General features: G+C 39.8%; 13 protein-coding genes and 1 other annotated feature. Of the genes, 2 read left to right on the forward strand and 11 right to left on the reverse strand.

Annotated elements, in window-relative coordinates; genetic code table 11:
• Positions 1-84: 84 nt before the first annotated feature.
• From FBF83_RS03580 to FBF83_RS03600, 5 genes are all read right to left on the reverse strand, one after another.
• Complete coding sequence (locus FBF83_RS03580; protein ID WP_136945748.1) at positions 85-1,017, reverse strand: ABC transporter ATP-binding protein; 933 nt, start codon at positions 1,015-1,017, stop codon at positions 85-87.
• On the reverse strand, positions 1,010-2,080 hold the full coding sequence (locus tag FBF83_RS03585) for an ABC transporter ATP-binding protein (RefSeq protein ID WP_136945749.1): 1,071 nt from the start codon (positions 2,078-2,080) through the stop codon (positions 1,010-1,012). The genes FBF83_RS03580 and FBF83_RS03585 overlap by 8 nt, the downstream gene beginning before the upstream one ends.
• 12 nt (positions 2,081-2,092) lie before the next feature.
• Complete coding sequence (gene opp3C / locus FBF83_RS03590; RefSeq protein ID WP_136946473.1) at positions 2,093-3,112, reverse strand: oligopeptide ABC transporter permease; 1,020 nt, start codon at positions 3,110-3,112, stop codon at positions 2,093-2,095.
• A gap of 5 nt (positions 3,113-3,117) precedes the next feature.
• The gene (gene opp3b / locus FBF83_RS03595) at positions 3,118-4,047 is read right to left on the reverse strand and encodes an oligopeptide ABC transporter permease (RefSeq protein ID WP_136945750.1); all 930 of its coding nucleotides are present in this window, start codon (positions 4,045-4,047) and stop codon (positions 3,118-3,120) included.
• A 176-nt stretch (positions 4,048-4,223) separates the two neighbouring features.
• Positions 4,224-5,915 (reverse strand): peptide ABC transporter substrate-binding protein, encoded by a 1,692-nt coding sequence (locus FBF83_RS03600; RefSeq protein WP_136945751.1) that lies wholly within the window; start codon positions 5,913-5,915, stop codon positions 4,224-4,226.
• Between the two features lie 449 nt (positions 5,916-6,364).
• Here FBF83_RS03600 and FBF83_RS03605 point away from each other — a divergent pair, with 449 nt between their 5' ends.
• Together FBF83_RS03605 and trpS are read left to right on the forward strand one after the other, a co-directional pair.
• Positions 6,365-6,736 carry a DUF3899 domain-containing protein gene (locus tag FBF83_RS03605; RefSeq protein ID WP_136945752.1) on the forward strand — a complete coding sequence of 124 codons (372 nt, stop codon included), beginning with the start codon at positions 6,365-6,367 and terminating at the stop codon, positions 6,734-6,736.
• Positions 6,737-6,789: 53 nt separating this feature from the next.
• Positions 6,790-7,018, forward strand: a binding site (T-box leader).
• A 61-nt stretch (positions 7,019-7,079) separates the two neighbouring features.
• Positions 7,080-8,066, forward strand: coding sequence for a tryptophan--tRNA ligase (trpS, locus tag FBF83_RS03610; RefSeq protein WP_136945753.1), 987 nt, complete (start codon positions 7,080-7,082; stop codon positions 8,064-8,066).
• Between the two features lie 37 nt (positions 8,067-8,103).
• Here trpS and FBF83_RS03615 read toward each other — a convergent pair whose 3' ends face one another.
• The 6 genes from FBF83_RS03615 to FBF83_RS03640 all read right to left on the reverse strand — a co-directional run bounded on the left by FBF83_RS03615 (position 8,104) and on the right by FBF83_RS03640 (position 13,368).
• Positions 8,104-8,850, reverse strand: a complete 747-nt coding sequence (locus tag FBF83_RS03615) for a YjbA family protein (RefSeq protein ID WP_136945754.1) — start codon at positions 8,848-8,850, stop codon at positions 8,104-8,106.
• A 1,026-nt stretch (positions 8,851-9,876) separates the two neighbouring features.
• The gene (locus tag FBF83_RS21400) at positions 9,877-10,167 is read right to left on the reverse strand and encodes an IS3 family transposase (RefSeq protein ID WP_136945755.1); all 291 of its coding nucleotides are present in this window, start codon (positions 10,165-10,167) and stop codon (positions 9,877-9,879) included.
• Positions 10,121-10,756: an IS3 family transposase gene (locus tag FBF83_RS03625; protein ID WP_136945756.1), complete on the reverse strand. Its 636-nt coding sequence runs from the start codon at positions 10,754-10,756 to the stop codon at positions 10,121-10,123. The genes FBF83_RS21400 and FBF83_RS03625 overlap by 47 nt, the downstream gene beginning before the upstream one ends.
• Positions 10,757-10,764: 8 nt before the next feature.
• On the reverse strand, positions 10,765-11,061 hold the full coding sequence (locus FBF83_RS03630; RefSeq protein ID WP_136945757.1) for a transposase: 297 nt from the start codon (positions 11,059-11,061) through the stop codon (positions 10,765-10,767).
• 91 nt (positions 11,062-11,152) lie between these two features.
• On the reverse strand, positions 11,153-12,391 hold the full coding sequence (fabF, locus tag FBF83_RS03635) for a beta-ketoacyl-ACP synthase II (protein WP_136945758.1): 1,239 nt from the start codon (positions 12,389-12,391) through the stop codon (positions 11,153-11,155).
• A gap of 38 nt (positions 12,392-12,429) precedes the next feature.
• Positions 12,430-13,368 carry a beta-ketoacyl-ACP synthase III gene (locus FBF83_RS03640; protein ID WP_136945759.1) on the reverse strand — a complete coding sequence of 313 codons (939 nt, stop codon included), beginning with the start codon at positions 13,366-13,368 and terminating at the stop codon, positions 12,430-12,432.
• Between the last annotated feature and the right edge of the window lie 88 nt (positions 13,369-13,456).

Below are 13,456 nucleotides of genomic sequence, written 5' to 3' on the forward strand. Positions count from 1 at the left end.
ATACGTACCCTATTTAGCTTTAAGAATTAAAAACAAAAAACAATAAAAAGGACAGCATTTCTAAAAAATGCTGTCCTTTGTTAATTATACGGTTACTTTAAGCTGATTAAACTCTTCTTCTGTACATGCAATCCAATGACCTTCCGTTACTTCACGAAGAACGCGTTTTTCACCGTTTTCAGTAAGGTGTTTTTCAGGATCATAGATTTTACGTCTTCTGGAACGTTCATATTCAGGATCTGGAAGTGGAATTGCTGAAAGCAATGACTGTGTATATGGGTGAAGTGGATTGCGATACAACTCTTCACTTTCTGCAAGCTCCACAATCTCACCACGATACATAACACCAATTCGATCGCTGATATATTTAACCATTGATAAATCATGCGCGATGAATAGATAAGTTAATCCCTTTTCACGTTGAAGCTTCTTCATCAGGTTAACAACTTGTGCCTGAATCGAAACATCAAGTGCAGAAATTGGCTCATCGGCAATGATGAACTCTGGATCTACTGCAAGTGCACGAGCAATTCCAATACGCTGTCGTTGTCCACCACTGAATTCGTGGGGATAGCGATTCGCATGCTCTTTGTTAAGACCAACCGTCTCAAGAAGCTCATGAACTTTATCCATACGAGCTTGCTTAGAGCTAGCAAGGCCATGAATATCAATACCTTCAGCGATGATATCAGAAACCGTCATACGAGGATTAAGTGATGCATATGGATCCTGGAAGATCATCTGCATTTTACGATTGAATTTCTTCAATTCTTTAGCAGATTTCTTACCATGAACATCTTCCCCGTTAAAAATAACTTCTCCGTCTGTCGCATTGTAAAGACGAATAATTGTACGTCCTGTTGTCGATTTCCCACAACCAGACTCTCCAACTAATCCGAATGTTTCACCTTTATAAATATCAAACGTTAATCCATCAACAGCTTTCACAGTTCCTTTACCGACCTTGAAATGCTGTTTCAGATTTTTAATTTCGAGAAGTTTTTCTTGATTAGACATGTTTACCACCATCTTTCGCGCCAATAATCGGCTCATCCGGAGCCATACCTTGCATTCGTTTCTTAATCGCTGCAGGTGGTTCTACCTTAGGCGCCTTTTCATGCAAGAGCCATGTTGCTGCATAGTGAGTATCTGATACCTTGAACAGAGGAGGCTCCATTTCAGTATCAATTTGCATTGCATATGGGTTACGCGGTGCGAATGCATCACCTTTTGGAGGATCAAGTAGATCCGGAGGTGACCCAGGAATAGCAATTAGCTCTTCATCTGTTGAATCAAGGCTTGGCATTGATCCGAGAAGTCCCCACGTGTAAGGATGCTGTGGGTTATAGAAAATCTCATCAACAGTTCCTGTTTCAACAATTTTACCAGCGTACATTACCGCAACTCGATCAGCAATATTTGCTACAACACCTAGATCGTGTGTAATAAAGATAATCGAAGTTCCCATTTTTTCCTGTAGATCATTCAAAAGTTCAAGAATTTGAGCTTGAATTGTTACATCAAGTGCTGTTGTTGGTTCATCAGCAATGAGTACACGCGGATTACATGCAAGTGCAATCGCAATAACAACACGCTGTCTCATACCACCCGAGAATTGGTGAGGATATTCAGTCACTCTTCCCTCAGCATTCGGAATGCCAACTAGTTTCAATAGCTCGATAGCTCGTTCTTTTGCTTCTGAATTACTCATGTTCTGGTGCTTAATAAGACCTTCCATGATTTGCTTTCCAATTGTCATCGTTGGGTTAAGAGATGTCATCGGATCTTGGAAGATCATTGAGATTTCTGAACCACGAATTTTTTGCATTTCCTTTTCAGGCAATTGAGCAAGATCACGATCGCCAAACTTAATTTCACCTTGCTTAATGCGTCCAGGAGGATTTGGAATCAAGCCCATAACGGCTTTAGATGTTACGGATTTACCTGATCCAGATTCTCCTACAATTGCTAATGTTTCACCTTTATTTAAATGGAAGTTTACTCCGCGAACTGCTTTGACTTCTCCAGCAAACGTATCAAAGGAGACGTGCAAATCGTTCACTTCTAGAATCTTTTCCATTCTAATTCCCCCCTATTTACGTAGCTTTGGATCAAATGCATCTCGAAGTCCATCACCAAGTAGGTTAAATGCAATCATAATAAGTGAAATGATGATTGACGGCCATAATACAAGGTGTGGATAAATTTGTAAGCTTTTGAAACCATCGTTAATAATCGAACCAAGTGATGCTTCAGGTGGGCGAATACCAAGCCCGATAAAGCTAAGAAATGCTTCAAAGAAGATTGCACTTGGAATTGTAAACATCGTTGTAATAATGATTTGTCCAAGTACGTTTGGAATTAAGTGTTTTCCAATAACACGGCCACTTGTCGCACCAAGTGTACGAGATGCTAGTACAAATTCTTGCGTTTTAAGCTTCAATACTTGTCCACGAACAATACGCGACATACCAACCCAACCAGTGACGGAAAGGGCTAGGATAATCGAGAATATCCCGGGCTCAAAGATTAAAATAAAGAGGATAATGAGAATTAAGTTAGGTATACCAACCAAAACTTCAATAATACGTTGTAAAATATTATCAACACGACCGCCATAGTAGGCTGAAATTCCACCGTAAGCTACTCCGATTACAAAATCAATGAATGCGGCAGCTGCTGCAATGAATAAAGAGATACGAGTACCTTGCCACACACGCGTCCATTGGTCACGACCGAATCCGTCAGTTCCAAACCAAAAGTACTCATCAACACCCTTTGCTTCATACTGATCCGTACCTCGAATATCAACACCATTTAATCCTAGGAACTCAATGTTCTCAAGTACAGGTACTTTAGCAGGAAGTTTCGCTCTTGATAAGTCCTGTTGAGAATATGAGTATTCATTCATTCCAGGCCCAATGATTGACATCAGAATGATAATTAAGATAATAATCAGTCCTGTAATAGCACCCGGATTTTTCTTTAATCGTCTCCATGCATCTTTCCAAAAACCAGTACTTTCACCGGCAATCTGTTCGTTCTCTAGAACATCGGTATTAGCGGGTTGAAACATGTGGTCTGAAAGTTCATCTAGTTTCTCTTGTTTCATACTCATTAATCTTTACCTCCCGCTAAACGAATTCGAGGATCGATAATACCATACATGACATCTACCAGTAAGATAACTACGATAAATAATAAACTATAGAAAAGCGTCGTGCCCATAATAATTGGGAAATCGTTCGTCATAATTGAATTAACAAACTTTTCTCCAAGTCCTGGAATAACGAAAATCTGCTCAATTACAAGAGTACCTGTCATTAGAGCTACAACCAGTGGTCCCATAATAGTAATGATAGGTATAGAAGCATTACGGATTGTATGTCTAATAACAACCGCTGTGCTACTTAAGCCTTTCGCTTTCGCTGTTGTAATATAGTCCTGTCCAAGAACCTCTAGCATTTCCGTTCTCATAAAACGAGCAATGGTAGCTACAACAATCGAAGCAATTGCAATCGTCGGCATGATCGTATAAGCGAAACCATCCCAGTATGCAACTGGTAGTAGCCCCCACTTAACACCAAGCCAGTACTGCATTAGGCCAGCAATAACAAAGTTTGGTATAGAGATACCAAGTACAGCGATGACCATTGTCCCGTAATCAAGGAATGAATTATGTCTAAGTGCTGCGATAATACCAAGGAATAATCCAATTATCGTTCCAAGTACTATCGACTGAAATCCTAAATAGGCTGAAGCCCCAATCCGTTCACCAATAATCGTTGATACTTCACGACCATCCTGCTGGAAGGATACCCCAAGATCACCAACGAATAAGTTCTTCATATAATTGAAGTATTGAACAGCAACTGGATCATTTAACCCATACTTTTCATTTAATTGAACAATTTGTGTATCTGTTAGCTTTTCCTGGTTATTAAACGGTGTACCAGGGAGAAGCTTCATTAGAAAAAACGTTAGCGAAGCAATAATTAGGAAGGTAATAATCATTGATACTACTCTTCCGCCAATATAACGTCCCACTACAACCAACCTCCTCAATAGATACCTGCTTATATAGTATAAGTCGAATTTTGCAATATCACTAGAAAAAATTTTCTATTTATTTCATTTTCTAGTTTCATTTCGACATATTTCTTATTACAGGTAAAAAAGAGAGCATATGTCAGGATGACATATACTCTCCTGAAAATCTAAAATTATTTACCTTCGATCTTAACCCACTTGTAAGATGCATCTGCACCAAATGTGTGTACATAGTAGTTCTTGATGTAAGGCTTTTGAATGATAGCAAGTCCACGCTGATAAGTTGGAACGATCGCAATATCTTCTTCCATTAGTACTTTCTCAGCTTGTTGCATCATGTCCCAACGCTTCTCAAGATCTGTTTCTTTCTTAGCATCTGAAACGAGCTGGTCATACTTTTCGCTTGAGTAACCCATGCGGTTGTATGCTCCATCAGTTTCAAACATATAAAGGAATGTCATTGGATCTGGATAGTCAGGTCCCCAACCACCAGTTGAAATATCAAAATCACCTGAATCTTCAAGGTCAAGGAATTGCTTCCAAGGTTGCTTGTTAATTGTGATTTTCAAGCCATCAAGCTTTGATTCAAACTGCTCTTTCGCATATTCAGCAATTGTAGAAGAAAGTTCCGTATCAGTTGTTAGGAATTCAAATTCTACAGAGTCAGTTCCAAGAGCTTTAAGCCCTGCTTCCCATGCTTCTTTAGCTTCTGCTTCACCTTGATCAGCGAAGAAACCATCTTTAGCAAATTCACGGAAGTCATCACCATTAGGGCCTTTAACAAAATCTTTTGGTACAAAGTACTTCGCCGCAACTGAACCGTTGTTTAGAAGAACATTTACAAGCCCTTCACGATCATATGCAAGGTATAGTGCTTTACGAATATCTTTATTTGCTAGTGCTTCATTCTTTCCTTGGTTTAGACGAAGGAAGAACATTGTTGGTTCAAGAATAGTTGAGAAATCTTCTCCACCTTTAAACTGATCAACGAAGTCAGCATCAAGAGTAGCACGGTCAACTTTTCCAGTATCATATAGGTTAACACTTGTAGCAGTGTCTTTAACAATTTTAACTGTGATTTCTTCAAGGTTTACAACTTCAGCATCCCAATATTCAGGATTCTTTTTGTAGTTCCAGCCTTCACCGTGATTCCACTCAGAGAAAACGAATGGTCCGTTGTAAAGCATAGTATCTGCTTCAAGAGCGAAATCTTTACCCTTTTCTTCAGCAAATGCTTTAGGCTGTGGATAGAATGTTGCAAAAGTAAGTAGTGACTTAAAGTAAGGAACTTTAGTATCAACAGTGACTTCTAAAGTCTTTTCGTCTACTGCTTTAGCTCCAAGCTCTTCTACTTTACCGTAAAGAGGATCGCCTTCAGTAATGATAGCATTACCATTCTTGATTCCTGCAGTACCAAACATAGAAGCGTAAGGAGAGATTGTTTCAGGATTTAGTGCTTTATGCCAAGCATAGATGAAATCTTCTGCAGTTACAGCAGAACCGTCAGACCATTTCGCATCGTCGCGAATTGTGAAAGTATAGACAGTTTCGCCGTCTTTTTCTTCTTCTTTAGGTTCTTCAGCAGCAACACCTAGTGTTGGCTCGTTGTTTTCGTCAAGGCGATAAAGACCTTCGAAAACCTGGTTCATAGCGTTAAACGATGTTGCATCAGTTGCCTGCGTTGTATCCATTGATGGAATTTCAGCAGTTGCGTATAAATTCATTACTTGTTCAGAAGCAGAGTCTCCGTCGCCTTCTCCGCCACCATTGTTCCCCCCGTTGTTTGAGCCGCCGCCGCAAGCCGACAGGAATACACTCAATACAAGCACAAGAGATAGGACAAGAGTCCATCTTGATTTCTTCATGCTGTGTGACCTCCCTTAAAATATGTAGCTATAAAAGCTAATGTACGTGGAACAAAATTCATCAAATTATCTAACAATTCATTTGACTCCTTCGCCACAATTCGTATTATACAAGTTTTCTAACTATTTTGCATATGCTTTTTTAACGCAAATTTACAAAAACCGCGTCAGGATTACGTTTGGATAACAGAAAATAGTCATTTAGTCCTAGTATTAATTCTCTGTTTTTTGGGTAATTTTAAATTCTTACAAGGAAATGTATGAAAATCTATCTAGACCCCTTACCTGAAAGTATGTAGTATATTTCTCTGTATATCGTATGCATAACCCCGAATTTTCTGAAAAAATTACCAATTGTAAATGCTCTTGCGTATTATTCCATGGTTTCTATTGTTCTTGCTCAGTTCTTTTTTTATACTGAATAAGAGAAAGAAAAATTGGGGGCATTTATGAAATCACTCATGTTAAAATCATCACTTCTTATTATACTCGTACTTGTTTCATCAATCATTATTTCAATAACATCTGATGAAGGTTTTGGTGTTCAAGCCGTAACTGATCTTCTCTTTATGATTGGACTTGCTATGCTTCTTATTGGTGCTGCACTTCACGTTGTGCAAACTGGCTTTTTTGATGGAATCGTTTATTCTTTTAAGCGCTACTTCAAAAGTAGCACAAAGCATCAAATGATCGAAGAGGATAAAAGTGAATTGAGCTATCAGTTAAATTATGACAATCCTATCACATACCCGGTATTAATTTCAGGGGCATTTTGGACGATACTTACGATAATTATTTCAATTGTGATTGTAAGTACTTAACTTCTTGCATGCCTCGTTTTAAATAAGCTATACTAAGTATGGATATAGGATACAGATCGGCTATGATAAAGAGTAGTACAATCCGTTGTGATGAATAGAGAGCCTGTGGTTGGTGAAAACAGGTATCACACTTATTGGAATGGACTTTTGAGCCCCTTTGCTGAACAGTCAGTAGGTAAAGGCGTGAGCATTCACGTTATCACTAGCGGTTTTGTTAGAAACCATAAGTGATCCAGTCTAACTGGATAAGCAGGGTGGCACCACGGTCCATTCGTCCCTAGCAATAGGGATGAATGGGCCTTTTTGTATTCTATTGCATTGATTTTGAAAGGGGAAAAGAAATATGATTATTTTTTCAGGTATACAGCCTAGCGGTACTCTGACGATTGGGAACTATCTAGGAGCAATGAAGCACTTTACAAATCTTCAGGATGACAATGAGTGCTATTTCTGTGTTGTAAATCAGCATGCGATTACAGTTCCACAAGAGAAACAGGCACTAAAACAGAACTCTAAAAGCCTTGCTGCGCTTTATCTTGCGTCTGGAATTGATCCAGAGAAATCTACTCTATTCATACAATCCGAAGTTCCTGCCCATGCGCAGCTTGGATGGATGTTACAATGCGTCTCCTACATTGGTGAGCTTGAACGCATGACCCAATTTAAAGATAAGTCTACTGGCAAAGATGCTGTAAGTGCTGGTCTTCTTACTTACCCTCCTCTAATGGCAGCTGATATCCTTCTCTATGGCACAGAGGTTGTACCTGTAGGAGATGATCAGAAACAGCATATTGAACTTACGCGTAATCTGGCAGAGCGATTTAACCGAAAATTCAACGATATTTTCGTCATGCCAGATGCTCGTATCCCTAAAGTAGGGGCTCGCATCATGTCACTACAAGATCCAACAAGAAAAATGAGCAAATCTGATTCCAATCAAAATGCATTTATTTCGATGCTTGATGAGCCAAACACAATTATTAAAAAAGTAAAACGTGCTGTAACTGACTCAGATGGTGTTGTGCGGTTTGATAAAGAGAATAAACCTGCCATATCAAACCTCTTAACGATTTACTCTCTTTGTTCTGGTAAAAGCGTTGAAGAAATTGAAGCGATGTATGAAGGTCGTGGATATGGTGATTTCAAAGCAGAACTCGGCGAAGTGATCGCGGAAACGTTAAGACCGATTCAAGAACGATATAATGAACTTATTACTTCGTCTGAACTAGACGACATTCTTGATCTTGGCGCAGAAAAAGCAAACCGAAAAGCTTCTAAAATGCTTGCAAAAGCAGAGCGTGCAATGGGACTAGAAAGAAAAAGAAGATAATAAAAGAAGGCTGCCATCTGGCAGCCTTCTTTACGTCTTAATTGACATGTGTACCTTTTTCAAGTTCCCATATTTTCTCGAAGTATGGTTGGCCTTTAATAATTCGTTCGCATATTTGTTCATGCTTCATAGACCAGCCTGCTTTTACTTCCCGGTATAGCCCTTCCCATGCCTCGTCCATTTCCATGCTCTGGATTTGAATGTATTTCTTTGGCTGGCATTCCGTAAACCAGTATCTAATTTCTGCTGAGTTGCCACTTGAATAAAGGTGATCAAGTGCCATGAACAATAACTGTTTTAATTGCCTTTCCTTTCTCGTCAAACCCATCATAATATCAGGTCCAGGAGATAAAATGTGATGCTCCTTAACAGGTTGATTCTCCTCGAAAGGATAAATTGTAGCCTCTACATCAGCAACCATCTCATAAACAGCTTTTTCCTGTCTTGGAATCACCCTGCTTTTGCGAATCGGAATTTTATATCCAAGTGTATCAATCACCATCACACCTCTACCATCCGTTGCAAGGAAGCAATACTCCAAAGGTGATCGTTCATTGTTTTTACGAATGTAACTTTGTTGAAAAACATCGCTAAGTAAACTCTCTGGAAGCTCAGATAAATCATTCTCAATATAGTGATACAAAAGAGATTCCACCTTGATCACAGGCACCTGATCCAACAGCTCAATAAAATCATCTTTTCTCCATTCATGAAAATCACAAACGTTATATCCGTTTTCCTCACCTTCAAACCAATTCACCCAAACATCCCGCAAATACAACATTTGGCTACCCCTCACTTCGCTACTGTTGTTTGTAAAAACAGTATAGTCAGGACCAAGTCAAAATATTCCATGATAAGCATATTCGTTGGAAAAGATTAATAGAACATGAAAAGCGGAGACGAGCGTTTAGAAACGGAGATATTGGAACTCTTGAATAGGAACACGCTCTTTGTGTTCCTGTGAAAGAGTGAAATATCGCAGTTTCTGCGAGTTGCAGCTAGATCTATGAAAAGCGCAAGCGGCCGTTAAGACCCGACAGGCACTGGAGCCTTTCAAAATGAACACGCTCTTTGTGTTCATTTTGAAAGGTGAAGTGACCGAGGGGCTGGCCGCTGCAGCTGGATCACAAGAAAAGCGGAAGTGGGCGTTTAGACATGGCAGGCACTGCAGCCTTTTAATATGAACACGCTTTTTGTGTTCATATTAAAAGGTGAAGTGACAGAGTGTCTGCCCACTGCAGCTGGATCTCACGAAAAGCGGAAGCGGGCGTTTAGGTCCGACAAGCGCTGGAAGGATTTCATTTGAACACGCTCTTTGTGTTCAAATAAAATCCTGAAGCGACTCGAGGACCTGCCCACTGCAGCTGGATCTTATCTCATGAAAAGTGAAGACGAACAATTAGGAGCGTTAGCGACGAAGAGGCTCACCGCCCGCCTGCGGAAAGCTGGCAGGAGCGCAAATCAATCGCTACTCTTATTGCAACAAAGTATAGGAAAATAGTCTTAATAATAGGCTCTTTTCTAAAAGATTGTTGCATTTGAAACAAATATTGAAAAGACCACACTTAGTAATTGGAGCGGAAGGATGCTCGACTCCTGCGGGACGAGCGGGACAGGTGAGACCCCGCAGGAGCGTTAGCGACGAGGAGGCTCACCGCCCGCCCCGCGGAAAGCGAGCATCCTGGAGCGGAAATTAACCCACTCATATAGCAACAATGTTTACGAAAAGAGTCTTAATAATAAAAACAAAAAACACCCCCTGTCTTGAAGTGACCCCCGTCAAGTAGACGGAAATTAAAAAGCATTCTTATGCAGCCTGAGCTCTATATTTATAGGGACTCAGGTTGTTTAGTTTCTTTTGAAATCTCTGGTGATTGTAAAAACGTATGTATTTGTGGACTGCATTTTTAACCTCTTCAGAAGTTCGGAAAGAGGTTAAGTGAAAACATTCTGCTTTAAAGTGACTGAAAAAATTCTCCATACAAGCATTGTCCCAACAGTTTCCCTTCCTGGACATACTTGATTTCATCTTGTACTTATTAAGCAGTTTGTTATATTGTTTTGATGTATATTGGAATCCTTGATCGCTGTGAAGCATTATGCCTTTTACACTTCGTTTTTTTTCTAGCCTTCTTTACTGTATCCATTACTAATTTAAGGTCATTTCTTCTTCCGATTTTATAAGCTATTATTTCGTTGTTATACAAGTCCTTAATGGCAGATAGATACAATTTTTGCCCATTAAAAATTAAATAGGTAATGTCGGTTACCCATTTTTTATTTGGTTCTGAAGCTTGAAAGTCCCGGTTCAAATGGTTACCTGAGATAACATAAGCTTCCTTCTTACCGTAGTAAGGACGTTTCCTTCTGATGATGGCTTTAATACCTAATTCTCCCATTAAGCGTTGAACTCGTTTGTGATTAATATGTAGATTATGCATCGACTTAAGCCAAATATGTACCCTTCGATAACCATAAATCCCTTTGAGTTTGGTATGACACTTCACAATCAATTTCTTGATTTTATGATCTTCTACCTGTTTAAGAGAAGGGGATTCTAGGCGTTTTAACCACTTGTAATATCCAGCCCTTGATACACCTGTAAGCTTGCATAGAAGTTGGACGGTGTATTTCTTAGACATCTCTTTAATAACCTCATACTTTTTACTGGTAGTTACGGCTTCCATTCCCCCTTTTACTTTCCTAAGAGCTTTTTTAATATTTCATTCTCAGCTTCTAATCGTTTGATTTTTTCTTCTGGATCCTCAGGACGAGTCTTTGGTCTTCCTATTCCAGACCCTTTAGCTTTCCCACGCTTCTCCTCAAGACCCTTTATTCCTTCTGCCTCGAAGTGTTGAACCCACCGGCGAACAATTTTATGGTCAATTTCTAATTCTCTTCCTACTGTTTTGTAACCCATTCCCTCTTTCAGATACATATCTACAGCTTTTTTCTTAAATGGCACATCATATGTTTTCCTAATTTTCCCCATAGAAAAATCCCCTCCATAGTAGACAGCTTAATGTGCTTTCTTTTCTCTGTCTACTATGTGGGGATCATATCATCTCCAGGGGGATGTCTCCTTACTTCACAAATTTCTTGAATACTAGTGTAGCGTTGTGACCACCGAAGCCTAGTGAATTATTCATCACTGCATTCACTTCAGCTTTACGCGATTTGTTTGGAACATAATCAAGATCACAGTCCGGATCAGCTGTTTCATAGTTGATCGTTGGAGGCAGAATGCCTTCCTCAAGTACTTTCGCACAGAAGACACCTTCAACAGCTCCTGCAGCACCAAGTAAATGACCAGTCATTGATTTTGTTGAGCTCACTGCTAACTTATAAGCATGCTCACCAAATACTGATTTAATTGCAGCCGTTTCGAATTTATCGTTATAATCCGTGCTTGTCCCATGCGCGTTAATATACCCAATGTCAGATGGAGTGAGGCCTGCATCATCAATTGCTTGCTTCATTGCACGAGCGCCGCCTTCACCTTCTGGAGCAGGTGCTGTAACGTGATATGCATCTCCAGTAGAACCGTATCCTACAATTTCTCCATAGATTTTTGCTCCACGCTTTTCAGCAGATTCAAGGCTTTCAATTACCAGAATTCCAGCGCCTTCACCAATGACAAACCCATCGCGGTTTGCATCGAATGGGCGGCTAGCTGTAGCTGGATCTGGATTAGTCGATAGAGCTTTCATCGAACCGAATCCAGCAACGCTCATACTTGTAATAGGCGCTTCTGACCCACCTGTAATCATAACGTCAGCATCACCACGCTGAATGACTTTAAAGGAATCTCCGATGGAATTTGTACCGGATGCGCACGCAGTCACAGTACAAGAGTTAATTCCTTTTGCACCAAGCATAATCGATACTTGTCCTGAAGCCATATCAGGGATCATCATTGGAACAAAGAAAGGACTAACTCTTCTTGCTCCTTTATCAATAAATGTACGGAATTGAGATTCATATGTTTCCATTCCTCCAATTCCAGAACCAATCCAAACGCCGACTCTTTCTGCATTCTCTTCTGTAATTTTAAGGCCTGCGTCTTCTACAGCCATTTGAGAAGCTGCGACTGCAAATTGCGTAAAGCGATCCATTTTACGAACTTCTTTACGATCCATATATTGCTCTGGATTAAATTCGAGCGCTTCTCCTGAAACCTTTGCAGCAAATTGCTCTTTATCTAGTCTTGTTAATGGGTTAATCCCAGAAACACCATTTACAATATTTGTCCACGTTTCTGATACGGAATTTCCGAGCGGGGAAACCGTCCCCAGCCCTGTAATAACGACTCTTCTTTTCATTACAACCAGCTCTCCTTTTCGAAACTAGATCCTATTTCTTAACGTCCAATTTTAAGGGCAACTGCTCCCCATGTTAAACCGCCACCAAAACCAACAAGCACAACCACATCATCTTCTTTAACACGACCTTCTTCCATTGCTTCTGAGAGTGCAATTGGAATCGTAGATGAAGATGTATTTCCATATTTCTTAACTGTTGTTGCCATTTTTTCAATTGGTAACTCAAGACGTTGTCTTGAAGCTTCCATGATTCGAATATTCGCTTGGTGTGGGATAAGGAAATCTACGTCTTCCTTCGTTAAGCCTGCTTTATCAATTACATTAATAGCAGACTGCCCCATTTGTCTTACAGCGAATTTAAATACTTCTCTACCGTTCATTTCCATGAATCCTTGTGGTTCCTGGTATAGGTGTTTGGAGCCGGATCCGTCTGAACCAAGCTCAAAGGATAGAATTCCTCTTCCTTCTGTTACGGGACCAACGACAGCTGCTCCTGCTCCATCACCGAATAACACTGCTGTATTTCGATCTTCCCAGTTAGTGATTTTCGAAAGCTTCTCTACACCAACGACAAGAATGTTTTTATAAGTATCATTATTAATAAACTGACCTGCTGTAATCATTCCATACATAAACCCTGCACAGGCAGCACTAACATCCATTGCCGCTGCATTTGTTGCACCAAGCTTTTCTTGAAGCAAGCAACCAACAGATGGAAATGGATAGTCTGGTGTTACAGTCGCGACGAGAATAAGATCAAGATCTTCTGCTTTTATATTAGCATTTTCCAAGGCATTCTTTGAAGCTAAATAAGCCATATCAGATGTATTCATATCATCATCTGCAATTCGACGTTCTTCAATACCTGTTCTAGTGCGAATCCATTCATCCGATGTATCAACCATTTTCTCTAAATCTTTATTCGTTAATACGCGTTCTGGGACATAATGGCCAACACCTAGTAAACCTGCGTTCATCATGAATTTCCCCTTTATGGAATATTTTCTATCTTAAAACCAATCTTTAGTATCTGGTACTAATTTTAATCCAAGTTATATTGTTTGT

Source organism: Guptibacillus hwajinpoensis (genome assembly GCF_005144865.1).
Taxonomy (GTDB): Bacteria; Bacillota; Bacilli; order Bacillales; family Guptibacillaceae; genus Guptibacillus; species Guptibacillus hwajinpoensis_A.

Excerpts from the sequence above, each read along its gene's own strand:
- trpS (WP_136945753.1), top strand. The coding sequence starts at position 7,080 with ATGATTATTTTTTCAGGTATACAGCCTAGCGGTACTCTGACGATTGGG.
- FBF83_RS03580 (WP_136945748.1), bottom strand. The coding sequence starts at position 1,017 with ATGTCTAATCAAGAAAAACTTCTCGAAATTAAAAATCTGAAACAGCAT.
- FBF83_RS21400 (WP_136945755.1), bottom strand. The coding sequence starts at position 10,167 with ATGCTTCACAGCGATCAAGGATTCCAATATACATCAAAACAATATAAC.
- FBF83_RS03640 (WP_136945759.1), bottom strand. The coding sequence starts at position 13,368 with ATGAACGCAGGTTTACTAGGTGTTGGCCATTATGTCCCAGAACGCGTA.
- FBF83_RS03585 (WP_136945749.1), bottom strand. The coding sequence starts at position 2,080 with ATGGAAAAGATTCTAGAAGTGAACGATTTGCACGTCTCCTTTGATACG.
- FBF83_RS03630 (WP_136945757.1), bottom strand. The coding sequence starts at position 11,061 with ATGGGGAAAATTAGGAAAACATATGATGTGCCATTTAAGAAAAAAGCT.
- FBF83_RS03615 (WP_136945754.1), bottom strand. The coding sequence starts at position 8,850 with ATGTTGTATTTGCGGGATGTTTGGGTGAATTGGTTTGAAGGTGAGGAA.
- FBF83_RS03600 (WP_136945751.1), bottom strand. The coding sequence starts at position 5,915 with ATGAAGAAATCAAGATGGACTCTTGTCCTATCTCTTGTGCTTGTATTG.
- FBF83_RS03625 (WP_136945756.1), bottom strand. The coding sequence starts at position 10,756 with ATGGAAGCCGTAACTACCAGTAAAAAGTATGAGGTTATTAAAGAGATG.
- FBF83_RS03605 (WP_136945752.1), top strand. The coding sequence starts at position 6,365 with ATGAAATCACTCATGTTAAAATCATCACTTCTTATTATACTCGTACTT.
- fabF (WP_136945758.1), bottom strand. The coding sequence starts at position 12,391 with ATGAAAAGAAGAGTCGTTATTACAGGGCTGGGGACGGTTTCCCCGCTC.
- opp3C (WP_136946473.1), bottom strand. The coding sequence starts at position 3,112 with ATGAAACAAGAGAAACTAGATGAACTTTCAGACCACATGTTTCAACCC.